The following is a 22274-nucleotide window of genomic DNA, read 5'->3' on the forward strand; positions in this document are numbered from 1 at the left end:
GGCCGACGGTGCTGCCCGGGACTTCGGATCAGGACGGCCGGGATGTGCTAGGTGGCCTCGACGTGCCCATCTGAGGGTCTCGTCGGCGCTGTGAGCAGGGCGCCGACCGCCGCGGCCGGAGCGCGCGGGACCCACCGGCGCGGGCGTGACCCACCATTGTCACCGTCGTCACCTGACAGCACTACGTCGGAGGTACTAGAGACAACCGTTTGGGGCTTTGGCACTCTTGTCACATGACGCTTGCTGTCCGGGCGGTCGCCGCCACTGATCAGGGCCTGGTCCGGTCCAACAACGAAGACGCCGTCTTCGTGGGGAATCGACTCTTCGTGGTGGCGGACGGCATGGGCGGGCTTCCCGCCGGGGAGCTGGCGAGCGACATCCTGGTGCAGACGCTCAGCAGCGTCGACACCGCGCCGGACAACGGCGAGCCGCTGCAAGATCTGATCGCCGCGCTGCAGACCGCCAACCAGCGGATCGAGGCGGCGGTGGCGGACGACGACGCCCGCGACGGCATGGGTACGACGGTGACCGCGCTGCTGCTCTCCGGCGACCGCCTGGCCGCGCTCAACGTCGGCGACTCCCGCTGCTACCTGCTGCGCGACGGCGACTTCCAGCAGCTCACCCGCGACGACACCTACGTGCAGGCGCTCGTCGACCAGGGCGTGCTGACGCCGGACGACGCCCGCCGCCACCCGCAGCGGGCGCTGGTGACGCAGGCGGTGCAGGGCGGCCCGTTCCGCCCGGCGGGCCGGATGATCCCGGCCAGGATCGGCGACCGGTTCCTGCTGTGCAGCGACGGCCTGTCCGATTACGTCGAGGACGCGGTGATCGCGCAGACCCTGCGCGAGGTGGCCGACCGCAAGACCTGCGCCGCCGAACTGGTCAACCGGACGCTGGAGAACGGCGCCCCGGACAACGTGACCGTGATCGTCGCCGACGTCGTCGAGGCCTGAGCCACCACGTATCCTCGGCGCGTGCTGATGGCGACCGAGCGGCTGATCCTGCGGCGTTTCCGGGCGTCCGACGCGCCCGTGCTGGCGGCGTACCGGTCGGAGCCCGAGGTGGCGCGCTACCAGAGCTGGGACGCGCCGTTCCCGCTGGACAAGGCGGAGGTCGCGGTCCGCAACTTCGCCGCGAGTTCGCCCGACAGGGCGGGCTGGTTCCAGTACGCGATCGAGCTCGTCGAGGAACAGGCGCTGATCGGGGACGTGGCCGTCCGGCTGCACGACAACCTGAAGCAGGCCGAGGTCGGGTTCACGCTCGCTCCGTCGTACCAGCGGAGGGGTTTTGCGACGGAGGCCGTGAGTGCCGTCCTGGACCGCCTGTTCCGCCGGCAGGGGTTGCACAAGGTGATGGGGGAGTGCGACGCGCGGAACGAGCCGTCGGCGGCCCTGATGGAGCGGCTGGGCTTCACCCGGGAGGGACACCTGCGGCAGCAGACCTTCATCAAGGGCGAGTGGACCGACGACCTGCTGTACGGCCTGCTGGCCACCGAGTGGCGGGCTGAGGGATGAGGGACGGGCCGCAGCCCGTCCCCCCGATCACATTCTCAGCCCTCGTGCCGGAGCCAGACCGCGCCGAGCGGCGGCACCCGCAGCGAGGCGGACGCGTCGAAGCCGTGCCACGGCAGGTTCTCCGCCTCGACCGCGCCGAGGTTGCCGACGCCCGAGCCGCCGTAGAGCTCGCTGTCCGTGTTGATCACCTCGACCCACCGGCCGGCCCGGGGGAGACCGATGCGGTACCCCTCGTGCGGCACGGCGGCGAAGTTGACGACGCAGGCCAGCGGCGCGTCGCCGTTCGGCGTGAAGCGGACGAACGAGAACGTGTTGTGCTGCGAGTCCTCACTGGTGATCCAGCGGAAGCCGGACGGTGAGGTGTCCTGCGTCCAGAGCGCCGGCGTCTCCTTGTAGACCCGGTTCAGGTCGCACACCAGCGCCTTGATCCCGCCGAACCGCGGGTCCTCGAGCAGCTCCCAGTGCAGGCCCTCGGCTTCGTTCCACTCCCGCTCGTCGCCCATCTCGGCGCCCATGAACAGCAGCTGCTTGCCGGTGAACGACCACATGAGGCCGAGCAGGGCGCGGGTGTTCGCCAGCTTCTGCCACAGGTCGCCGGGCATCTTGCCGGTGAACGAGCCCTTGCCGTGTACGACCTCGTCGTGGCTGATCGGCAGGATGTAGTTCTCGCTCCACGCGTACACGGTGGCGAAGGTCATCTGGTGGTGGTGCCACTGCCGGTGGATCGGCTCCTTCTCCATGTAGGAGAGGGTGTCGTTCATCCAGCCCATGTTCCACTTGAAGCCGAAGCCGAGACCACCCAGGTGGGTGGGGCGCGTGACGCCGGGCCACGCGGTGGACTCCTCGGCGATGGTCACCACGCCGGGGTGATGCTTGTAGACGGTCGCGTTCATCTCCTGCAGGAAGCTGATCGCGTCCAGGTTCTCCCGGCCGCCGTACTGGTTCGGCGTCCACTCGCCCTCCTTGCGGGAGTAGTCGAGGTAGAGCATCGAGGCCACCGCGTCGACCCGCAGGCCGTCGGCGTGGAACTCGTCGCACCAGTACAGCGCGTTGGCGACCAGGAAGTTGCGGACCTCCTTGCGGCCGAAGTCGAAGACGTACGTCCCCCAGTCGGGGTGCTCGCCGCGCCGCCAGTCGCCGTGCTCGTAGAGCGGCGTCCCGTCGAACCGGGCCAGCGCCCACTCGTCCTTGGGGAAGTGCGCGGGCACCCAGTCCAGGATCACGCCGATGCCGGCCTGGTGCAGCTTGTCGACCAGGTGACGGAACTCGTCCGGCGTACCGAAGCGGGAGGTCGGGGCGAAGTACCCGGTGACCTGGTATCCCCAGGAGCCGCCGAACGGGTGCTCCATGACGGGCATCAGCTCGACGTGCGTGAAGCCGGTCTCGACGACGTAGTCGACCAGCTGCTCGGCCAGCTCCACGTAGCTCAGCCCGGGCCGCCACGACCCCAGGTGAACCTCGTAACAGCTCATCGGCTCCTGGTGCCACGACTTGCGGGAGCGCTGCCGCATCCACTCCTCGTCGTGCCACTGGTATTCGGACTGGAACACCACCGACGCGGTGGCCGGCGGCACCTCGGTGTGCTGGGCCAGCGGGTCGGCGTGCTCACGCCACACCCCGTCCCGGCCCAGGATCTTGAACTTGTACCGGGAGCCGAGGTGCGCGGTCGGCACGTACAGCTCCCAGACGCCGCTGGACCCGAGCGACCGCATCGGCCACCCGTCGAACGGGCCCCAGCCGGCGAAGTCGCCGACCACCTGGACACCGCGCGCGGCGGGCGCCCACACCGCGAACGCCACGCCGGCGCCCTTCGGCTGCGCGCCGAGCACCTTCCACAGCTTCTCGTGCCGGCCCTCACCGATCAGGTGCAGGTCCAGCTCGCCGAGCGTGGGCAGGTGCCGGTACGGGTCGTCGCACTGCGTCCCGTCCACGTCGAGCCGGTAGTCCAGCACCGCGCCGGGCAGCTCGACGGCGAAGATCCCGTCCTCGTGCACCTTGGTCATCTCGTGGCGCTCGCCGTCGTGCAGCACGGCGACCGACTGGGCGCCCTTGCGCAGCGCCCGGATGACGGTCTGGTCGCCGTGCGGGTGCGCGCCCAGGATGGCGTGCGGATCGTGGGTCTCCCCGGCGATCACGCTGTTCATGGTCCGCGCGTCGGCGGCCAGCGGTGAAGTCGTGTGCCCGATCATGACGGTGTGCTTCCTCCGGGGGTTTCGATCAACCGGGCGATGGAGCGCAACGGGATGCGCAGCCAGCCGGGCCGGTGCCGGGCCTCGTACGCGGCCTCGTAGACCGCCTTGTCCAGTTCGTACGCCGCGAGCAGCGCCCCGTGGTCGCGGGGGTCCTGTCCGGCCGCGTGCGCGTACCCGTCGCAGAAGGCGGTCCGGTTGCGGTCCACCCACTCGCGGGCCCGCGCCGCCAGGTGCTCGTCCTCGTCGGAGTCGACCAGCAGCTGGTACGCCGCGTACTCGTACGACCGGAGCACCCCGGCCACGTCGCGCAGCGGCGAGTCCGGCAGGCGCCGCTCGTCCAGCGGCTGACCCGGCTCGCCCTCGAAGTCGATCAGCAGCCAGGCCTCCGGCGTGCGCAGCACCTGGCCCAGGTGCAGGTCGCCGTGCACCCGCTGGACCTCGACCTGCTCACCGGTCAGCGCGGTGAACCGGTCGGTGATCGCCGGGACGTACTGCTGGAGCTCCGGCACCGCGTTGGCGGCGGTGCGCAGCCGGGCCAGGACCGCATCCAGCGGGAACGGCGCCGGGCCGGTGCCCATCTCCGCGGCGAGGGTCAGGTGCACCGAGGCGACCGCCTCGCCCAGGCGGTAGGACTCGCCCTGGAAGTCGCCGCCCACCTGGTCCGCGTGCATCTCGGCGTCGGCGAACAGGTCGCGGGCCGAGGCGGTGGCCATCGCCCAGCCCTCGGCCGAGTTGGCCGCGTACTGGGTGACCATGCCGAGCGAGCAGGAACCGCCCTCGTCGGCGACCTGGAACGAGCCGAACAGCCGCGCCACGTGCGGGTTGCCGGCCCGGCCGAGCACCCGGTTCAGCTCGATGTCCGGGTTGATGCCGCAGGTGACCCGCCGGAACACCTTCAGGATGGCGTCCTCGTTGAAGATCACGCTGGTGTTGCTCTGCTCGGCGTCGAACACCCGCGGCCAGGCCTCCAGGGGCAGGGCGACGTCGGGCTCCTTCTCGAAGGTGATGTCACCCGCCGTCTTCGAGCCGTCCACCAGCCCGAGCAGGAAGCGGGCCGCCTCCGGGTCGTACAGCGCGTCGAAGCCGACCCGGCCGTCGTCAGCGGTGCCGATGGTGGCCACCGTGCTGTATTCCGGGACCGACACGGCGCCCCAGCCGACCACGATCTGATAGCGCTCCGAGCTGCCGTCGGTGTACTCCACGTCGACGAGCACCAGCTCCAGGCCCTCGCGCAGCGGCGTGGCCGACGCCTGCTTGACGGAGGCGAGCACCCGGCTGCGACCGGCGTACCAGCGCTGTTTCGGTAACCACTCGGCGAAAGGCAACGTCATTGCTTCTCCTCCGACCCGCACAGCTGGAACCAGTAGAAGCCGTGTCCCGGAAGCGTCAGCAGATAGGGCAGCTGGCCGATCCGCGGGAAGTTCACGTGCCCGGTCAGCTCCACCGGCGTGTACCCGTTCCAGTGCTGCAGGTTCAGCTCGATCGGCTGCGGGAAGCGGGACAGGTTGTTGACGCAGAGCACCACGTCGTCGCCCACCTCCCGCAGGTAGGCCAGCACCGACGGGTTCGAGCCGCCCAGCTCGCGGAACGTGCCCACGGCGAACGCCTCGTGCCGCCGGCGCACCGCCAGCATGGTCCGGGTCCAGTTCAGCAGCGACGTGGAGCTGTCCCGCTGGGCCTCCACGTTGACCGCCTGATATCCGTAGACCGGATCCTGGTTGACCGGAAGATAGAGCCGGCCCGGCGTGGCGGTGGAGAACCCGGCGTTGCGGTCCGGCGTCCACTGCATCGGGGTACGGACGCCGTCCCGGTCGCCCAGCCAGATGTTGTCGCCCATCCCGATCTCGTCGCCGTAGTAGAGCACCGGCGAGCCGGGCAGCGACAGCAGCAGGGCGGTGAACAGTTCGATCTGGTTCCGGTCGTTCTCCAGCAACGGGGCGAGCCGGCGGCGGATGCCGACGTTCGCCTTCATCCGCGGGTCCTTCGCGTACTCCGAGTACATGTAGTCGCGCTCTTCGTCGGTGACCATCTCGAGCGTCAGCTCGTCGTGGTTGCGCAGGAAGATGCCCCACTGGCAGTTGTCCGGGATGGACGGCGTCTGCGCCAGGATCTCGGAGATCGGGAAGCGCGACTCGCGCCGCACCGCCATGAAGATGCGCGGCATCAGCGGGAAGTGGAACGCCATGTGGCACTCGTCGCCGCCGGACCGGGCGTCACCGAAGTACTCCACCACGTCGGCCGGCCACTGGTTCGCCTCGGCGAGCAGCACCCGCCCGGGGAACTCGTCGTCGATCACCTTGCGGCAGTGCTTGAGGAACGCGTGCGTGGCCGGCAGGTTCTCGCAGTTGGTGCCCTCCTCCTCGAACAGGTACGGCACGGCGTCCAGCCGGAACCCGTCGATGCCCAGGTCCAGCCAGAACCGCAGGACGTCGAGCATCGCCTCCTGCACGGCCGGGTTCTCGTAGTTGAGGTCGGGCTGGTGGGAGAAGAACCGGTGCCAGTAGAACTGCCGCCGCACCGGGTCGAACGTCCAGTTGGACTCCTCGGTGTCGACGAAGATGATCCGCGCGTCGGAGTACTTCTCGCTCGTGTCGCTCCAGACGTAGAAGTCGCCGTACGGCCCGTCCGGGTCGTGCCGGGACGCCTGGAACCACGGGTGCGAGTCCGACGTGTGGTTCATGACCAGGTCGGTGATGACCCGGATGCCCCGCTTGTGCGCCGCGTCCAGCAGCGCCACGAAGTCGTCGACCGTGCCGAACTCCGGCAGCACCTTGTAGAAGTCGCGGATGTCGTAGCCGCCGTCGCGCAGCGGCGAGTCGTAGAACGGCGGCAGCCACAGGCAGTCGACGCCCAGCCATTGCAGGTAGTCGAGCCGCTCGATGAGGCCGCGCAGGTCGCCGCCGCCGTCCGACCCCGAGTCGTAGAACGCCCGGACCAGCACCTCGTAGAAGACCGCCCGCTGGAACCAGGTCCGGTCGGCCGGAAGCGCCCGGGCATGACCGAAGTCGTCGGCGCTCGGGTGCTCGACCACACCGTCCTCGGTGTGGCTGCCCTCGGCCGGATCGTGCTCGCTCGTCAACTCCATCGAGTGTTCCCCCTACCCCGTCTGCACGACGAAGATGTGCGCCGGCTCGACGTACGGGTCGATCCGGACCGCGTTGTACTGTCCCCACTCGTAGGACGCGCCGGTGATCTGGTCGACCACGGTGAAGCGGTCGTGCCAGTCCAGGCCCAGCGCCGGCATGTCCAGAGTGGTGTTGCCCCACTGCACGTTGCTCGAGTCGAACGAGCAGATGACCAGGACGGTGTTGCCGGTGTCCGGGTCACGCTTGGAGAAGCAGAGCAGCGAACCGTTGTCGATCTCGTGGAAGCGCAGGTTGCGCAGCCAGTGCAGAGCCGGGTTCTCGTCGCGGATCCGGTTCAGCCGCTTCAGGTACGGCGCCAGCGAGCGGCCGGCCCGCTCGGCGGCCGCCCAGTCGCGCGGCTTCAGCTCGAACTTCTCGTTGTCGATGTACTCCTCGGCGCCCGGCCGGGCGACGTGCTCGAACAGCTCGTACCCGGAGTAGAGACCCCAGGAGGGGGTGAGCATCGAGGCCAGCACCGCCCGGATCTTGAACATCGGCGGGCCGCCGTGCTGCAGCGACTCGTGCAGGATGTCCGGCGTGTTCGGCCAGAAGTTCGGCCGCATCCAGTCGATCGTGGTGAGCAGCTGCTCCATGTACTCGCGCATCTCGGCCGCGGTGGTCCGCCAGGTGAAGTACGTGTACGACTGGGTGAAACCGATCTTGCCGAGCCCGTTCATCATGGCCGGCCGGGTGAACGCCTCGGCCAGGAACAGCACGTCCGGGTCGGTCTCCTTCACCTTGGGGATCAGCCACTGCCAGAAGTTGACCGCCTTGGTGTGCGGGTTGTCCACCCGGAAGATCTTGATGCCGTTGTTCACCCAGTGCATCACCACGCGGTAGACCTCGTCGCGCAGCGCCCGGTAGTCGTTGTCCCAGTTGATCGGGTAGATGTCCTGGTACTTCTTGGGCGGGTTCTCGGCGTACGCGATGGAGCCGTCGGCGCGGGTGGTGAAGAACTCCGGGTGCTCGGTGACCCACGGGTGGTCCGGCGCGGCCTGCAGGGCGAGGTCCATGGCGACCTCCATGCCCAGCTCCTCGGCCTTCGCGATGAACGCCCTGAAGTCCTCCAGGGTGCCCAGCTGAGGGTGGATCGCGTCGTGGCCGCCCTCGTCCGAGCCGATCGCCCACGGCGAGCCGACGTCCTCCGGACGGGCGACCAGGGTGTTGTTACGGCCCTTGCGATTGATCTTTCCGATGGGATGGATCGGAGGGAGGTACACGACGTTGAAGCCCATGTCCGCGACGGCGGGCAGGCGCAGCGCGGCAGTGGCGAACGTGCCGTGCTTGATCGGAGTGGCGTCCGGGCCGACCTCGGCGCCCTCGGAACGGGGGAAGAACTCGTACCACGCCGAGTAGAGCGCACGCTTCCGGTCGACCCACAGCGCGAACGACCGCGTCGTGGTGACCAGCTGGCGCACCGGGTTGTGCCAGAGCAGCTCCTCCAGCTCCAGCGCCGGGGTCACCCGCGCGAACAGCGAACGCTGCTCGTCGCGCAGAGCGGCGGCGGCCTCCCGGACCCGCTCCTCGTCACCGGACGGCACGATCTTGGTGGCCAGGTCGAGCACCTCGGCGCCCTCGGCCAGATCGTTCGCGAGGTCCTCGGCGCCCTGTCCGGCGCCGATCTTCTTGACCACGGCGTCGCGCCACGTGCGGTACGGATCGTCGAAGGCCTCGACCGTGAACGTCCACCGGCCGACCTGGTCGGGCCGGATCGTGGCGTGCCACTTGTCCAGCCCCGGCTCGCCGGGGGTCATCCGGGTGAACGCCTGGGTGGCGCCGTCGGGACCACGCCATACCACGTTCACGCCGAGGGCGTGGTGACCTTCGCGATAGGACACCGCCGCAATCGGCACAAGCTCGCCGACCACCGCTTTCGCGGGGTAGCGGCCACCGGACACGGCCGGTGTCACGTCTTCGATGGGGAAGCGACCGGTCATGATCTCCACCGTAGTCAGAGGGGCGCGGGAGGACTGGGCGACCGGAAAAACCACCGCCGTCGTCCTATGACTTCTCCGCAGTGGAGGAAATGAAACCGGCCGCTAGCCGATGCGCTAAACCTACCGGAGCACGCTCAGCCGGACCCGGCGGGACGCGGCCGCGCGCCGCCGGAAAACACGACAAGTTCACCTGAACGCAACAGGCGTTCATCTCGCCACGCAAGTAACGGCGGAACCGGCCCCGCGAGCATTACCACGTTGCCGGCACGGCGTCCTCCAACACACCGGACCCGCCCGGCAGGGCCACATCCGCTACGGCCGGCCCGGCGGCGGCACATCGGTCTGATCGGCCGGCCACCAGATGCAACACCCGGCGGGGGTACGCGTGACGCGCGCACCCTCCGGCGCGGACCGGCCGGCTTGGTGCGGGGAGTGCCTCGGTTGCCGCTGGTTGCCATCGAGTGACCCGGCTCAAGACCGGGCCCGGGAACCCGAGCTATATCCCTGACGCGAGCCGGACACCGGTAAGCGCCTGAGGGAGGAGAGACTCGTGGCCGGACCGTCCACCGCACTGTCCCCGGTGATCGCCGCCAGCACCCACTGGCTGGCCCGCGCCTACCCCGGCGGGGACTCGAACACGGTGGCGCACACCCTGGCCGAGCTCCAGGCGCGGCAGGCGGTGACCGTCGCCGCATGGCTCCGCTACCCGACCGAGGTCGACGCGGCGCTGGTCGCGATCGCCGGGCCCGGCGGCTCCGCCCTGCTCGACTGGAAGGCCGGCAGCGAGCCGGACGACGAGTTCGCCGACGGCGAAGGATGGCGCACCTGGGTCGACGAGGTCGTCGTCAGCTGGGCGGCCTGCCTGCTCGCCGACCCGATGCTGGCCCGCCGTGGCGCCGACGCCGTGATCGCGGCCATGCCGGTCGGTGCGGACCCGCGCCCGCGGCCGCACCCGCGCCGCCCGGGTGGGCTGCCCACCGAATTCCGCCGGCTGCTGAACCCGGACGCCCGCGACCGCGACGCGGCGGCGCTGCTGCGCCACCCGGATCTGCTTGAGCCGATCGCGTCCATGCACCGCGACACCCTGCTGTACCTGCTGGACGCTGAGCAGGACCGGGCGCCGCTGGCCGCTTGAGCCTCCGCACCCCGTTCCGTCCCTGCCCTTGCTCAGCGGCGACTTCCGGCGCTGCCTGAGCGCTCGCTCACCCCTTCCGGCCGGATCCCGGTGCGCCGCGCGTTGTTCTGACGCGCCGGGACGGAAGGGGTGAGAGGCCGCAAGACCGATGCCACCCTGGTGTGTCCTCCTGGGCGTCGGTCTTGCGGCCTCTTTTCGTGCCGGGCGCCCGCGGCGGGGATCTGCGAGCCTCTCGGACGGGGGACGCCATCCCGTCGGCCGTCGACCACCGGCCCGGCTCAGGCCAGGCGTGCCGGGAAGCCGCCGGTAGCGATCGGCCCCCACGATTCGATCGTGATCCGGATCAGACATTTACCCTGGTCGAGCATGGCCCGGCGGTATTCGTCCCAGTCCGGATGCTCCCCGGAGATGCACCGGAAGTACTCCACCAGCGGCTCCACCGCCTCCGGCAGGTCGATCACCTCGGCGGTGCCGTCGACCTGGACCCACGGGCCGTTCCAGTCGCCGGAGAGCACGCAGAGCGACACCCGGGGGTCACGGCGGATGTTCGCCACCTTGGCCCGCTCGGGGTAGCTGGAGATGACTATGCGGCCCTCCGGGTCGACGCCGCACGTGTTCGGGGAGGACTGCGGGCGGCCGTCCTTGCGCGTGGTCATCAGGATCGCGTGGTGGCGCGGGCGCAGGAACTCGAGCAGCTGCTCTCGGTCGGCGCGGGTGTTGGTCGCGATGGTGCGCGCCATGGGTCGTACCCCCCTCAGTCTCGTGCGGCCTGGGCTGCCGCATCCACCTGGATCGCCCCCGGGTCCTGCGGACCGGGGCCGGCCGCCGCCTGTTCCGCGCTGACCGCGGCGCCGATGATGCCCGCGTTGTTGAGCAGCGTCGCGGCGACGATCGGGGTGCGCAGGTCGAGCAGCGGGAAGAATTTCTCGGACTTCTTGCTGACGCCGCCGCCGATGATGAACAGCCGCGGGGAGAGCAGGAACTCGACGTGGCGCAGGTAGCGCTCGACGCGGGGCGCCCACTGCTCCCAGCTCAGCTCCTCGGTCTCGCGGACCCGGTCGGAGGCGAGCAGCTCGGCGTCGCGGCCGTCGATCTCGAGGTGGCCGAGTTCGGTGTTGGGGATCAGCACGCCGTCCAGGAAGAGCGCGGTGCCGATGCCGGTGCCGAGCGTGACCATCATGATCAGGCCGGACTGGTCGCGGCCCGCGCCGAACGCCACCTCGGCGGCGCCGGCCGCGTCGGCGTCGTTGAGCACCGTCACCGGCAGGTCCAGACGGTCGCTGAACAGCTGCGCGGCGGGTGCCCGGACCCACGACTTGTCGACGTTCGCGGCGGTCAGCGTCACGCCGTCGACGACCACGCCGGGGAAGGTGATGCCGACGCGCTCCACGCCGTCGAACTTGCCGGCCACCTCGGCGACGGCCTCGACGACGCTGTCCACGTCGGCGGGCCGGGGGGTGGGGACGCGGAACCGCTCGTCGGTCAGCTCACCACGCACGGTGTCGACCGGCGCGCCTTTCACTCCGGAGCCACCGATGTCGATGCCGAGGATGCTCATCCGTCTTCCGTTCTTCCGCTGTAGGCCCGGCGGCGTTCACCGCGGTTGGTGTTTACCACGCCGGGGCGACAGTAAATCCTGCGCTCCTCGGTAACCCGGCGGCCGACCCCATAGGATGAAAGCGGTCGGTAGCTCCCGTATTCACGCATAGTCACTCATACTTTCGGCTGGTCGGGGTTCGGCTTCTCGACTAGCGTTGCCGCAAAGAACGGTCGCCGCGTGCGGGCACGGCTCTCTGCCCGCTGATGGAGGACCAGACCATGACCATCACCGAGATCAAACCAGCATCCCGCGCCGCCGAACTGCTCGACCTGATGGCGACGGCGCCCGCGGCGCAGCGGGCCCGGCTGCGGGACCGGGCGATCGAGGCATGGCTGCCGCTGGCACGCCACCTCGCCCACCGTTACTCCGGTCGCGGTGAACCCACCGACGACCTGATCCAGACCGCCACCGTCGGCCTCATCAAAGCGGTCGACAAGTTCGACCCGGAGCGCGGCGTCGACTTCGCCGGCTACGCGATCCCGACCATCATCGGCGAGATCAAGCGGCACTTCCGCGACCGCACCTGGTCCGTCCGGGTGCCCCGCCGCCTGCAGGAGCTGCGGCTGGCGATCACCGAGGCGAACAGCACGCTGACGCACACGCTCGGCCGGTCCCCGACGGTGCCGGACATCGCCACCCACCTCGGCATCGGCGAGGAGGAGGTGCTCGAGGGCCTGGAAGGCGCCCGGGCGTACAACGCCACCTCGCTGTCGACGCCGATCAGCGCGGACGGCACCACCGAGCTCGGCGACACGCTCGGCTACGACGACGTGGAGTTCGAGCTGGCCGAGACCCGGGTGGCGCTGGCGCCGGCGCTGGCCACCCTGGACGAGCGTGAGCAGCGGATCCTGACGCTGCGCTTCTACGGCAACCTGACCCAGTCGCAGATCGCCGACGAGATCGGCATCTCGCAGATGCACGTCTCGCGGCTGCTCACCAAGGCCCTCGTCAAGCTCCGCAAGCAGCTGTCCCACTAGCACTTCACCACAACCAACTCAGTGTGGGGACTTGGGGCTCGAATCTAGCCCCAAATCCCCACACCTGGTTCCCGGGTGTCCCCACGCGCCACCGGCCCCCCGGAGGGCGAGTGTCAGCGGGCGTCGGTGACCCGCCGGCGGGCGGGTGTCACTGGGCGCCGCTGGCCCGCCAGTTGAGCTGGACCAGCAGGTGCCGGGCCTGGTCGGCCACCTCGGCGTCGGCGATCACCGCGTACTGCGCCGCCTGCAGCGAACTGCGCGAGCTGAAGTCGCGCCGCCCACCGGTCGCCGCGTGCGCGATGGCGCCGAAGATCGCGCCCCACACCGCGCCGATCAGCACCGTGGTCAGGATCACCGGCAGCCAGCCCGAGTCGCTGAACAGCCCGAAGAGCAGGCCGATGAACAGACCGAACCAGGCGCCGCTGGCCGCACCGGCGAGCGCGGCCCGCCCGGTGGTCAGCCGGCCCAGCACGTTCTCCACCAGCCGCAGGTCGGTGCCGATGATCGCGGTGCGCTGGACCGGGAACTTGTTGTCGGAGAGGTAGTCGACCGCCTGCTGGGCGAGCGCGTAGTCGGGGTAGGAGCCCACCACGACCGTCGGGCCGGACGGGCTGTCCAGTCCGCCGGTCTTGGCGGGCAGGTCGGGAACACCGGCCGGGCCCGGGGGGACCGCGCCGGGGGTGCCGGCGGCCGGGTTGTCGGCGGGCTGTCCGGGGGTGGTGGTCATTTCTTGCCTCCCTGAGCGGGCCGGCCGGCGGGCGGTTCGACCGCGGTGAGCCGGACCCAGATGATGAACGCGCCGGCCACGACGGCGACGATGCACGCCGCGCCGGCGGAGAACGCGTACCGGCCGGACACGAAGTCCGGGACGGCGCGCTCGGACAGGGCCACGGCGAGCAGGCCGATCGAGCCCACCGCGGCGGTCACCCCGGCGGTGATCCCGAGGACCACCATCACCAGGCGGTTCGGCAGGTGCAGCGGGCGGGTGCCGCCGGCCAGCCGCAGGCGTACGCCCCACACCGCCAGCGATCCCCAGGCCAGCACGATCAGCACCGCGGCGATCGCGTCGCTGGGCCGGTGCCACTCGGCCCACACGGTGGCCACCGACACCACCGCCACGTAGCCGGCGCCGGCCAGCCCGACAGTGCCGCGCAGCGCCCGCGGGAAGACCAGCACCAGCACGAAGGCGACCGAGGCGGCGGCGGCGGTGTGCCCGCCCGGGAACGAGTTGGGCAGTGGGAAGCCGTCCAGGTCGGGCCGGGACAGCTCGTTCTTGAGCAGCTGGGCGGTGACGTTCGCGCCGATCACCGTGATCGCGGCGGCGATCGACAGGTCGAGGCGCCGGCGCAGCGCGCCGAACGCGAAGGCGAGCACGCAGACCAGGGCGAGGCTGACCAGCTGGGTCCCGTTGAGCGTACGGCTGAGGATCTCGGTGATCCGCGGATGGTCGACGTCGCCGCCCCGCATCGTCGCGGTGTCCACCGCCTGGCCCAGCGGCGTGCGGACGAAGAACAGATAGCTGCCGGCGGCCAGCGCGGCCGCCGTGACGGTCATCACCAGCGGCGAGATCGCGTGCCACATGCTTGCGCCGGTGGTGCTGCCGGCGGGTGCGGTGACCCGGGTGGGCTGTGGTGCGACGGCCGTCAACTCGTCCTCCAGTGCGACTGCTCGGTGATGTGGACACGCCTTTCCCCAAGACCCCGGAATCCAAGCACGCCGACCGCAACGGTTCCGCACCCGTTCGGGCTCCGCGGGCGCAACGCCCGGACCGGACCTTCGTACCGATGCCAATCGCCAACGAGGGGGACCTTTCCATGAGGCGCAGCACCCGACGACTGCTCACCGGCGCCCTGCTGGTGCTTGCCGCCGGGGCCGGGACCGGTGTGTCGCCGGCCGCGGCGTACGCGGCCGGCTCCGCGGCGACCATCGACGTCGGCAACACGGTGAAAGTCCGCTCGGCGCCGTCGCTGACCGCCAAGGTGGTCGGCTCGCTGCGGGACGGCCGACGGATCACCGTTGCCTGCTCGGTGCCGGGCCAGAAGGTCAAGGGCAAGGTGCGCACCACCGCCCGGTGGGACCGGCTGGCCGGCGGGGACTACGTCTCGCACGGCTACGTACGGACCAGCGCGAAGATCCCGGCGTGCGCGCCGGTGTCGGCCGCGGACCCGGTGAGGAAGAAGCCCGCCACGTTCGTGACCGGCCGGGTGCGCAGCGCCGACGGCGGGGTCAACGTCCGGTACGGCCCGTCGGCGCTGACCGGCGCGGTCCGCAAGGTGGCCAACGGGGCGGTCCTTCAGCTGTCCTGCGCGGTGCAGGGCGATCAGGTCAGCGGGACCGTCCGCACCACGGCACAGTGGGACCGGCTGACCGACGGACGGTACATCTCGCACGCGTACGTCGTCTCCGCAGTCCTTTCGGCCTGCCCACCGCCGGCCAGGCCGGCGCCCACCACGCCCGCGCCGGTCCAGACGCCGGCGCAGTTCATCGCAGCCGCGGTGCCCGGCGCTCAGCAGGGCTGGCGTCAGTACGGCGTCCCGCCGTCAGTGACCATCGCGCAGGCGATCCTGGAGTCCGGCTGGGGCCGCAGCGGCCTGTCCGCCACCGACCGCAACTACTTCGGGATCAAGTGCCAGGGCACGTACTACGGCCCGCACGCCACCGGCTGCCACGTCTACAAGACCAACGAGTGCACCAAGGCCGGCAGGTGCTTCGAGACCGCGGACGCGTTCCGCACCTACGCCACGATGGCCCGTTCGTTCCGTGACCACGGCCATTTCCTGCGGGCCAACAAGCGGTACACCCCGGCGTTCACGTACACCCGGGACGCCAACAAGTTCATCTGGACGGTCTGGAAGGCCGGGTACGCCACCGACCCGAAGTACTACACCAAGGTCACCGGGATCATGGCCACCTACGACCTGTATCGCTACGACACCTGGAAGTAACCCCGACGAGGGCGTTTTGCGGCATACGCTCCTCATGGTGGGGGGACGGGAGAACGGCGAGCGGCGGCCTGCGGGCCCGCTGCTCGCCGCTGCCGTCACAGCGGTCGGTCTGCTGATCACCGCGCTGGCGGCGACCGGGCTGCACGCGGCTCAGCGGGACAAGGCCGACCGGGTGATGGACCAGCGGCACGAGATGGCGCTCGCGGCGGTGGAGACCGAGATCGGCCGGTACCGCTTCCTGCTCGAGACCCTGGCCGCCGGCGCCTCCAGCCAGACGACGCTCACCTGGGACGACTTCGACATCGCCAGCGCGCCGCTGGAGGATGCCCGGCTGATCGGCGCGGCCGCCCTGGCGTTCGTCGTCCCGGTCCGCACCGACGACCTGGACACCGCCCAGCAGCAGTGGCGTGACCTCGGCGCCTCCGGCCTGGTGCTGCGGCCGTCGCCCGGGCACGACGAGCATTTCTTCACCGTGTACTCGCGGATCCTCAACGACTACGACGTGGCCGGCGTGCACGGCACCGACCTGGTGGAGTCGCCGGAGCTGACCGGCGCCCTCACCGAGGCCCGGCGGATCCGGCGCACCGCGGTCTCCGACGCGTACGTCCTGTTCCGGGACCGCAAGAAGCCGGCCGCCGAGCAGCAGCAGTCGTTCGTCTTCGCCGCGCCGGTGTGGACCCGCGCCAACACGCCTACGTTCCGCGGCTGGGCGGTGCTCGGGCTGCGCGGCCGCAGCTTCCTCTCCGGCATCCTCAGCACCACCAGCCAGGGCCACCTGTTCGGCACGCTGAGCATGGACAACAGCGACGGCAGCCGGGTCACCCTGGCCGACTGGTCGGTGGCCGGGGAACCGGACCTGGTCCGTACCTCGCAGTTCCAGGTCGGTGACCGGAGCTGGACGCTGAAGACCGAGGCCGACTCGGCCCGGCTGCCGGGCGCGGGCGGGCACCCGGCGATGATCGCGCTGATCGGCGGCTCGCTGCTCACCATGCTGGTGGCCTGGCTGGTGCATGTGCTGGCCACCGGGCGGTCCCGGGCCCGGGCGCAGGTCGAGGTGGCCACCGGGGAGCTGCGCGAGGCGGAGGCCGACAGCCGCCGTCAGGCCGGGTTGCTGGGTGCGGTGCTGACCAGCATCAGCGACGGCGTGGTCGTGGTGGACGACCGTGGCACGGTGTTGCTGCACAACCCGGCCGGACAGCGGCTGCACGGCGTCACCGAAGACGTCGACGACCCGGAGAAGTGGCAGGAGCACTACGGGGCGTACCGGCCGGACGGGGTCACGCCGCTGCCGATGGAGGAGATGCCGCTGATCCGGGCGCTGCAAGGCGAGCCGTCCGACGGCATCGAGGTGTTCATCCGCAACCCGGGCCGGCCGGAGGGGATGCTGCTCAGCGTCGACGGACGGCCGCTGGACCTGAGCGCCGGGCACCGCGGGGCGGTCGCGGTCTTCCGGGACATCACCGAGCTGCGCCGCTACGAGACCGACCTGACGATCTTCGCGGGCGTGGTGGCCCACGATCTCAAGGCGCCGCTGTCGGTGGCCCGCGGGCACGCCGAGCTGGCCCTGGAGGATCTGGCCGGCGAGCTGGTCGCGGCGGCCGAGGCCCGGGACTCGGTGCGGCGGGTGGTGCAGGCGGTCGACCGGATGGACGCCCTGATCGAGACGCTCCTGGCGTACACCACCGCGCGCCACGCGCCGCTGCGGTTGATCTCCGTCGACCTCGAGCCGCTGGTCCGTGAGGTGATCGAGGGGCGGATCGCCCACCTCGGCGGGGACGACCGCCCGGTGCCGCAGTGGTCGGTCGGCCCGCTGCCCGCGGTGCGGGCAGATCCGGACATGATGCGTCACGTGCTGGACAACCTGATCGGCAACGCCATCAAGTACATCCGCCCGGGCGGCGTTCCCCGGGTCGACGTGACCGGCGCCGCCGACGGGCCGGACCGGGTGCGGATCGAGGTGTCCGACGCCGGCATCGGCATCCCGGACGCCGAGAAGCCGCGCGTCTTCGAGTCGTTCCACCGCACCGAGCAGGCCGCCGGGTACGCCGGGACCGGCCTCGGCCTGGCGATCTGCCGGCGCATCGTGGAACGCCACGGCGGCGAGATCGGCGTGTCCGACAACCCGGGCGGAGGCACCCGGTTCCACTTCACGTTGCCCGCCGCCTCCGCCGCGCCGTCCGAGGAGGACATCATGAAGAGCACCGATGAGGATCAGGCCGTCCAGGAGGCGCTGGAGCGCGCCCTCGCCGAGCGCGCCGCCATCGTGGAGGCCGCCCAGCTGCCCGGCCTGAGCGTGCCGGGCGTGCCGGGCGGGCCCGCTGTCGCAGAGCCGGACCGGACCGGATCAGGGAAGCAGCGTAGCGATCAGCGCCAGTAGCTGGGCCGGCACGAACGGCTTCAGCAGCGTCGCAGAGGCGCCCGCGTCCTCGGCCCGCCCGTCGCCGGGCATCAGCGAGCCGCTGGCCACCACGACCGGGATGTGCCGCAGGTCCGCGTCGGCCCGGATGGCCCGGCACAGGTCCAGGCCGGTCATGTTCGGCATGTCGACGTCCGTGACCACCAGGTCCGGCCGGTGCTCGCGGATCGCCGCCAGCGCCGCCAGGCCGTCGGCCGCGGCCACCACGCGGTGCCCGGCCCGCTCCAGCGAGCGTTTCAGCACGTACCGGATGTCGTCATGGTCCTCCGCGACAACGATCACCGTTGACCTCGTCTCCTCGTGTTTTCACTCGCCTATCGATCCAGGCGGCCATCGGGACACGGGGCGGCGTTAATCACCAGGCGATCCGGTGCGGATCCGCCTATCCTTGCTGCGCCATGTCGATAACGCCTGCCACCCAGTTGCGCGATCAGATCGCCGAGTTGCTGCCGCGCGACGAGCGGCGGCTCCAGCGCCGCCTCGACGGAACCCGGCGGATCCGCGACGACGCCGCCCGGTCCGCCGCGCTCGCCGAGATCGCGGCCGAGGTCGAGACGGCGCGAGGGCGGCTGGCGAGCCGTCTGGCGAGCGTGCCGCGCGTCGTCTATCCGGAGGCGCTGCCGGTCAGCGCCCGCAAGGACGACATCGCCGCGGCCATCCGCGACCACCAGGTCGTCGTGGTCGCCGGCGAGACCGGCTCCGGCAAGACCACCCAGATCCCCAAGATCTGCGTGGAGCTGGGCCGGGGCGTCCGCGGGCAGATCGGGCACACCCAGCCGCGCCGGATCGCCGCCCGCACCGTGGCCGAGCGGATCGCCGAGGAGCTGGACCGGCCGCTCGGCTCGACAGTGGGTTACAAGGTGCGGTTCACCGACCAGGTGAGCGACGACACCATGATCAAGGTGATGACCGACGGCATCCTGCTGGCCGAGATCCAGAACGACCGGATGCTGCGCCGTTACGACACGCTGATCATCGACGAGGCGCACGAGCGCAGCCTCAACATCGACTTCATCCTCGGCTATCTGCGGGAGCTGCTGGCCAAGCGCCCCGACCTCAAGCTGATCATCACGTCGGCGACCATCGAGACGGAGCGGTTCGCGTCGCACTTCGCGGACGCGGCCGGCAAGCCGGCCCCGGTGATCGAGGTGTCCGGCCGCACCTACCCGGTCGAGGTGCGGTACAGACCACTGGTCACGACCACCCTGGTCGACGACGACGAGATCCGCGAGGAGCCGATCGACCAGATCGACGGCATCGCCGCGGCCGTCGACGAGCTGCCCCGCGACGGCGACATCCTGGTCTTCCTCTCCGGGGAGCGGGAGATCCGGGACACCGCCGACGCGCTGACCAAGCGGGACCTGCGCAACACCGAGATCGTGCCGCTGTACGGCCGGCTCTCCGCGGCCGAGCAGCACAAGGTCTTCGAACGGCACACCGGCCGCCGGGTCGTGCTGGCCACCAACGTCGCCGAGACGTCGCTGACCGTCCCCGGCATCCGCTACGTGATCGACCCCGGCACCGCCCGGATCAGCCGCTACTCGCACCGCCTCAAGGTCCAGCGGCTGCCGATCGAGCCGGTCTCCCAGGCCAGCGCCAACCAGCGCAAGGGCCGATGCGGGCGCACCTCGGACGGCATCTGCGTCCGGCTCTACTCGGAGGAGGACTTCGAGCAACGGCCCGAGTTCACCGAGCCGGAGATTCTGCGCACCAACCTGGCCAGTGTCATCCTGCAGATGACCAACCTGGGCCTGGGCGACCTGCAGCGGTTCCCGTTCATCGACCCGCCGGACCGGCGGCACATCACCGACGGCATCAAGCTGCTGGAGGAGCTCGGCGCGCTCGACGACCGCAAGCTCACCCCGATGGGACGCCAGCTCGCCCAGCTGCCGGTCGACCCGCGGCTGGCCCGCATGGTGATCGAGGCGGACCGGCAGGAGTGCGTCGCCGAGGTCATGGTGATCACCGCCGCGCTGTCGATCCAGGACCCGCGCGAGCGCCCCGCCGACAGACAGCAGCAGGCCGACGAGAAGCACGCCCGGTTCACCGACAAGGAATCCGACTTCTTCACGTTCCTCAACCTGTGGCGCTATCTGCGCGAGAAACAGCAGGAACTGTCCGGCAACCAGTTCCGGCGCCTCTGCCGGGCAGAATTCCTGAACTATCTGCGGGTCCGCGAATGGCAGGACATCTACGCGCAGCTGAAGCAGGTGGCCCGTACCCTCGATCTGGCCGTGAAAGAGGACTGGGAAGCCGGTGTCGCGGCACAGCCGGTGCACACCGCCCTGCTCGCGGGTCTGCTCAGCCACATCGGCATGAAGGACCAGGAGAAGCGCGAATATCTCGGTGCCCGCGGCGCGAAGTTCGCCGTCTTCCCCGGCTCGGCGCTGTTCAAGCGGCAGCCGAAATGGCTGATGTCCGCCGAACTCGTCGAGACCAGCCGGCTCTGGGCCCGGGTCAACGCGCGGATCGAGCCGGAGTGGGCCGAGAAACTCGCCCCGCACCTGGTCAAGCACAGTTACAGCGAACCGCACTGGGACCGCAGGATGGGCGCCGTGATGGCCTTCGAGAAGGTCACGCTGTACGGCCTGCCGATCGTCCCGCGCCGCCGCGTCGGTTACGGAAAAGTGGATCCCGTCGTCTCCCGGGAGCTTTTCATCAGGCACGCCCTGGTCGAGGGCGACTGGGAGACCCACCACACGTTCTTCGACGCCAACAACCGGTTGCTGAAGCAGATCACCGAGATCGAGAACAGGGCCCGGCGGCGCGACATCGCGGTCGACGACGAGACGGTGTACGCCCTCTACGACGCCCGCATTCCCGCGGAAGTCGTCTCCGCCCGCCATTTCGACGGCTGGTGGAAGAAGGCCCGCCATTCCCAGCCCGGCCTGTTGACGTTCACCCGTGACGACGTGGTCAACGCCGGCCGGGACACCGTCGACCCGAACGCCTTCCCGGACGCCTGGCTCGCCAACGGCATCAAACTGCCGCTCTCCTACGAGTTCGAGCCCGGCCGGCCGGGCGACGGCGTGACCGTGCGGATCCCGCTGGAGATCCTCAACAAGGTCGACGCCGACGACTTCGGCTGGTCGGTGCCGGGCTTCCGCAAGGACGTCGTGATCGCGCTGATCCGCGCCCTGCCGAAACAGTTGCGCACCAGCTTCGTCCCCGTCCCCGACTGGGCCGAGGCGGTCCTCGACCGGGTGCCGGCCCGCCGCGGCCCGCTGCCCGACGCCATCGGCAACGAGCTGCGGCGCCTCACCGGCACCGTGGTGCCCCGCGACGCCTGGCGCCCCGACCAGGTGCCCGAGCACCTGCGGATGAACTTCCGGGTCGTCAACGAGGCCGGCGAGATCGTCGCCGAGGGCCGTGACCTCGACGTGCTGCGCCGGCAGTTGGCCCCGAAGGTGCAGGCCACCATCTCCCGGGCGGCCGGCGACCTGGAACGCCGCGGCATCACCACCAACGACTTCGGCGTCCTGCCGCGGCGCATCGAGCAGGTGCGCGGCGGTTATCAGGTCAACGTCTGGCCCGCCCTGGTCGACGAGGGCGTCAGCGTGGCGATCCGGGTCTTCGAGACGGAGGCCGAGCAGCGCCTCGCGATGGCCGCCGGCACCCGCCGGCTGCTGCTGCTCACGCTGCCGCCGGCCGCGCGCTACCTGCAGGGGCGCCTCGACAACCGGGCCAAGCTGGAACTCTCCCGCGCCAACCCGTACCGCTCGGTGGCGGATCTCCTCGACGACTGCGCGGGCGCCGCGATCGACCGGCTCATCGCCGACGCCGGCGGCCCGGTCTGGTCGTCCGTCGAGTTCGCCTCGCTGCGCGACACCGTCCGCCAGGACCTCGTCGACGCCACCGCCAACGTCGTCACCCAGGTCCAGGCGGTTCTCGCCGGCGCCTACGAGGTCGACCAGCGCCTGCGCACCCTGCGTGACCCGGCCCTGCTGCCCGCGCTCGCCGACATCAGACAGCAGCTCAAGGGCCTGGTCCACCCCGGGTTCGTCACCGGGGCGGGCTGGCGTCAGCTGCACCAGATGCCGCGCTACCTGCGTGGCATCCTGCACCGGCTGGACCGCCTCGGCGGCAGCGTGGCCCGCGACCGCCAGCTCACCACCCAGATCCACGAGATCGAGTCGGAGTACCGCGAGCTGCGCGCGGAGGCGGCGCCGGGTGGTCCGGCGGAGGAGGGACTGCGGGAGATCCGCTGGATGATCGAGGAACTGCGGATCAACTACTTCGCCCAGGCATTGGGTACGGCCTACCCGATCTCCGACAAGCGGATCTACAAGGCGATGGACGCGCTGCCGCTCTGAGTCACCCGATCGGCTGGACCTTTCCCCGTCGGGGCCGCTTCCCGGGCGTCTTCTTCCTCGTGCCCCTCGACGGCCTTTTCCGCTGCTGAAAGGGTGCGGAGGGTGCCGGCCGGTAGCGAC

The 22274-nt window shown here is 70.7% G+C and carries 16 protein-coding genes; 7 read left to right on the forward strand and 9 right to left on the reverse strand.

The features are described 5' to 3' along the window. Positions 1 to 233 precede the first annotated feature (233 nt). Positions 234 to 953 carry a PP2C family protein-serine/threonine phosphatase gene (locus AC0NH5_RS36750; RefSeq protein WP_474411897.1) on the forward strand — a complete coding sequence of 240 codons (720 nt, stop codon included), beginning with the start codon at positions 234 to 236 and terminating at the stop codon, positions 951 to 953. 27 nt (positions 954 to 980) lie between these two features. Then, the gene (locus tag AC0NH5_RS36755) at positions 981 to 1514 is read left to right on the forward strand and encodes a GNAT family N-acetyltransferase (RefSeq protein ID WP_474412000.1); all 534 of its coding nucleotides are present in this window, start codon (positions 981 to 983) and stop codon (positions 1512 to 1514) included. A 35-nt stretch (positions 1515 to 1549) separates the two neighbouring features. Here the strand turns inward: AC0NH5_RS36755 and glgB are convergent, their stop codons facing one another. From glgB to AC0NH5_RS36775, 4 genes are read right to left on the reverse strand one after another with little or no spacing between them, the layout of a single operon-like run. Further along, entirely contained in the window at positions 1550 to 3703 is a 2154-nt protein-coding gene (gene glgB, locus AC0NH5_RS36760; RefSeq protein WP_474411899.1) for a 1,4-alpha-glucan branching protein GlgB, read from the reverse strand. After that, a complete protein-coding gene (locus tag AC0NH5_RS36765) occupies positions 3700 to 5037 on the reverse strand; it encodes a maltokinase N-terminal cap-like domain-containing protein (protein ID WP_474411901.1) in 1338 nt (445 codons plus the stop codon). Before AC0NH5_RS36765 ends, glgB begins: the two co-directional genes overlap by 4 nt. Next, entirely contained in the window at positions 5034 to 6791 is a 1758-nt protein-coding gene (gene treS, locus AC0NH5_RS36770) for a maltose alpha-D-glucosyltransferase (RefSeq protein ID WP_474411903.1), read from the reverse strand. The genes AC0NH5_RS36765 and treS overlap by 4 nt, the downstream gene beginning before the upstream one ends. Before the next feature lie 12 nt (positions 6792 to 6803). Next, entirely contained in the window at positions 6804 to 8768 is a 1965-nt protein-coding gene (locus tag AC0NH5_RS36775) for an alpha-1,4-glucan--maltose-1-phosphate maltosyltransferase (RefSeq protein ID WP_474411905.1), read from the reverse strand. A gap of 550 nt (positions 8769 to 9318) precedes the next feature. On the opposite strand from AC0NH5_RS36775, the gene AC0NH5_RS36780 reads away from it, so the two are divergent. Then, complete coding sequence (locus tag AC0NH5_RS36780; protein ID WP_474411907.1) at positions 9319 to 9903, forward strand: hypothetical protein; 585 nt, start codon at positions 9319 to 9321, stop codon at positions 9901 to 9903. Positions 9904 to 10181: 278 nt separating this feature from the next. Here the strand turns inward: AC0NH5_RS36780 and AC0NH5_RS36785 are convergent, their stop codons facing one another. Then, positions 10182 to 10643 carry a PPOX class F420-dependent oxidoreductase gene (locus AC0NH5_RS36785; RefSeq protein ID WP_474411909.1) on the reverse strand — a complete coding sequence of 154 codons (462 nt, stop codon included), beginning with the start codon at positions 10641 to 10643 and terminating at the stop codon, positions 10182 to 10184. A 14-nt stretch (positions 10644 to 10657) separates the two neighbouring features. Then, positions 10658 to 11461 (reverse strand): polyphosphate--glucose phosphotransferase, encoded by an 804-nt coding sequence (gene ppgK, locus AC0NH5_RS36790; RefSeq protein ID WP_474411911.1) that lies wholly within the window; start codon positions 11459 to 11461, stop codon positions 10658 to 10660. 260 nt (positions 11462 to 11721) lie between these two features. Between ppgK and AC0NH5_RS36795 the strand changes: the two genes are divergently transcribed. Continuing rightward, a complete protein-coding gene (locus AC0NH5_RS36795) occupies positions 11722 to 12480 on the forward strand; it encodes a SigB/SigF/SigG family RNA polymerase sigma factor (RefSeq protein ID WP_474411913.1) in 759 nt (252 codons plus the stop codon). A 148-nt stretch (positions 12481 to 12628) separates the two neighbouring features. Here AC0NH5_RS36795 and AC0NH5_RS36800 read toward each other — a convergent pair whose 3' ends face one another. Then, the gene (locus AC0NH5_RS36800; protein WP_474411915.1) at positions 12629 to 13207 is read right to left on the reverse strand and encodes a YflT domain-containing protein; all 579 of its coding nucleotides are present in this window, start codon (positions 13205 to 13207) and stop codon (positions 12629 to 12631) included. Next, complete coding sequence (locus AC0NH5_RS36805) at positions 13204 to 14127, reverse strand: phosphatase PAP2 family protein (protein ID WP_474411917.1); 924 nt, start codon at positions 14125 to 14127, stop codon at positions 13204 to 13206. The genes AC0NH5_RS36800 and AC0NH5_RS36805 overlap by 4 nt, the downstream gene beginning before the upstream one ends. Before the next feature lie 167 nt (positions 14128 to 14294). Here AC0NH5_RS36805 and gsmA point away from each other — a divergent pair, with 167 nt between their 5' ends. Both gsmA and AC0NH5_RS36815 read left to right on the forward strand, forming a co-directional pair. Continuing rightward, a complete protein-coding gene (gene gsmA / locus AC0NH5_RS36810) occupies positions 14295 to 15425 on the forward strand; it encodes a sporangiospore maturation cell wall hydrolase GsmA (RefSeq protein ID WP_474411919.1) in 1131 nt (376 codons plus the stop codon). Positions 15426 to 15462: 37 nt separating this feature from the next. After that, on the forward strand, positions 15463 to 17802 hold the full coding sequence (locus AC0NH5_RS36815; RefSeq protein WP_474411921.1) for an ATP-binding protein: 2340 nt from the start codon (positions 15463 to 15465) through the stop codon (positions 17800 to 17802). Here AC0NH5_RS36815 and AC0NH5_RS36820 read toward each other — a convergent pair. Then, entirely contained in the window at positions 17770 to 18123 is a 354-nt protein-coding gene (locus tag AC0NH5_RS36820) for a response regulator (protein ID WP_474411923.1), read from the reverse strand. The two genes, AC0NH5_RS36815 and AC0NH5_RS36820, sit on opposite strands and share 33 nt — an antisense overlap. Positions 18124 to 18239: 116 nt before the next feature. On the opposite strand from AC0NH5_RS36820, the gene hrpA reads away from it, so the two are divergent. Continuing rightward, positions 18240 to 22154 carry an ATP-dependent RNA helicase HrpA gene (hrpA, locus tag AC0NH5_RS36825; RefSeq protein ID WP_474411925.1) on the forward strand — a complete coding sequence of 1305 codons (3915 nt, stop codon included), beginning with the start codon at positions 18240 to 18242 and terminating at the stop codon, positions 22152 to 22154. The last annotated feature ends 120 nt before the right edge of the window (positions 22155 to 22274 follow it).

This window comes from Actinoplanes sp. 13, assembly GCF_056134165.1.

Coding starts and splice junctions, on each gene's coding strand:
- AC0NH5_RS36750 (WP_474411897.1), top strand. CDS start 234: ATGACGCTTGCTGTCCGGGCGGTCGCCGCCACTGATCAGGGCCTGGTC.
- AC0NH5_RS36755 (WP_474412000.1), top strand. CDS start 981: ATGGCGACCGAGCGGCTGATCCTGCGGCGTTTCCGGGCGTCCGACGCG.
- glgB (WP_474411899.1), bottom strand. CDS start 3,703: ATGATCGGGCACACGACTTCACCGCTGGCCGCCGACGCGCGGACCATG.
- AC0NH5_RS36765 (WP_474411901.1), bottom strand. CDS start 5,037: ATGACGTTGCCTTTCGCCGAGTGGTTACCGAAACAGCGCTGGTACGCC.
- treS (WP_474411903.1), bottom strand. CDS start 6,791: ATGGAGTTGACGAGCGAGCACGATCCGGCCGAGGGCAGCCACACCGAG.
- AC0NH5_RS36775 (WP_474411905.1), bottom strand. CDS start 8,768: ATGACCGGTCGCTTCCCCATCGAAGACGTGACACCGGCCGTGTCCGGT.
- AC0NH5_RS36785 (WP_474411909.1), bottom strand. CDS start 10,643: ATGGCGCGCACCATCGCGACCAACACCCGCGCCGACCGAGAGCAGCTG.
- ppgK (WP_474411911.1), bottom strand. CDS start 11,461: ATGAGCATCCTCGGCATCGACATCGGTGGCTCCGGAGTGAAAGGCGCG.
- AC0NH5_RS36795 (WP_474411913.1), top strand. CDS start 11,722: ATGACCATCACCGAGATCAAACCAGCATCCCGCGCCGCCGAACTGCTC.
- AC0NH5_RS36800 (WP_474411915.1), bottom strand. CDS start 13,207: ATGACCACCACCCCCGGACAGCCCGCCGACAACCCGGCCGCCGGCACC.
- gsmA (WP_474411919.1), top strand. CDS start 14,295: ATGAGGCGCAGCACCCGACGACTGCTCACCGGCGCCCTGCTGGTGCTT.
- hrpA (WP_474411925.1), top strand. CDS start 18,240: ATGTCGATAACGCCTGCCACCCAGTTGCGCGATCAGATCGCCGAGTTG.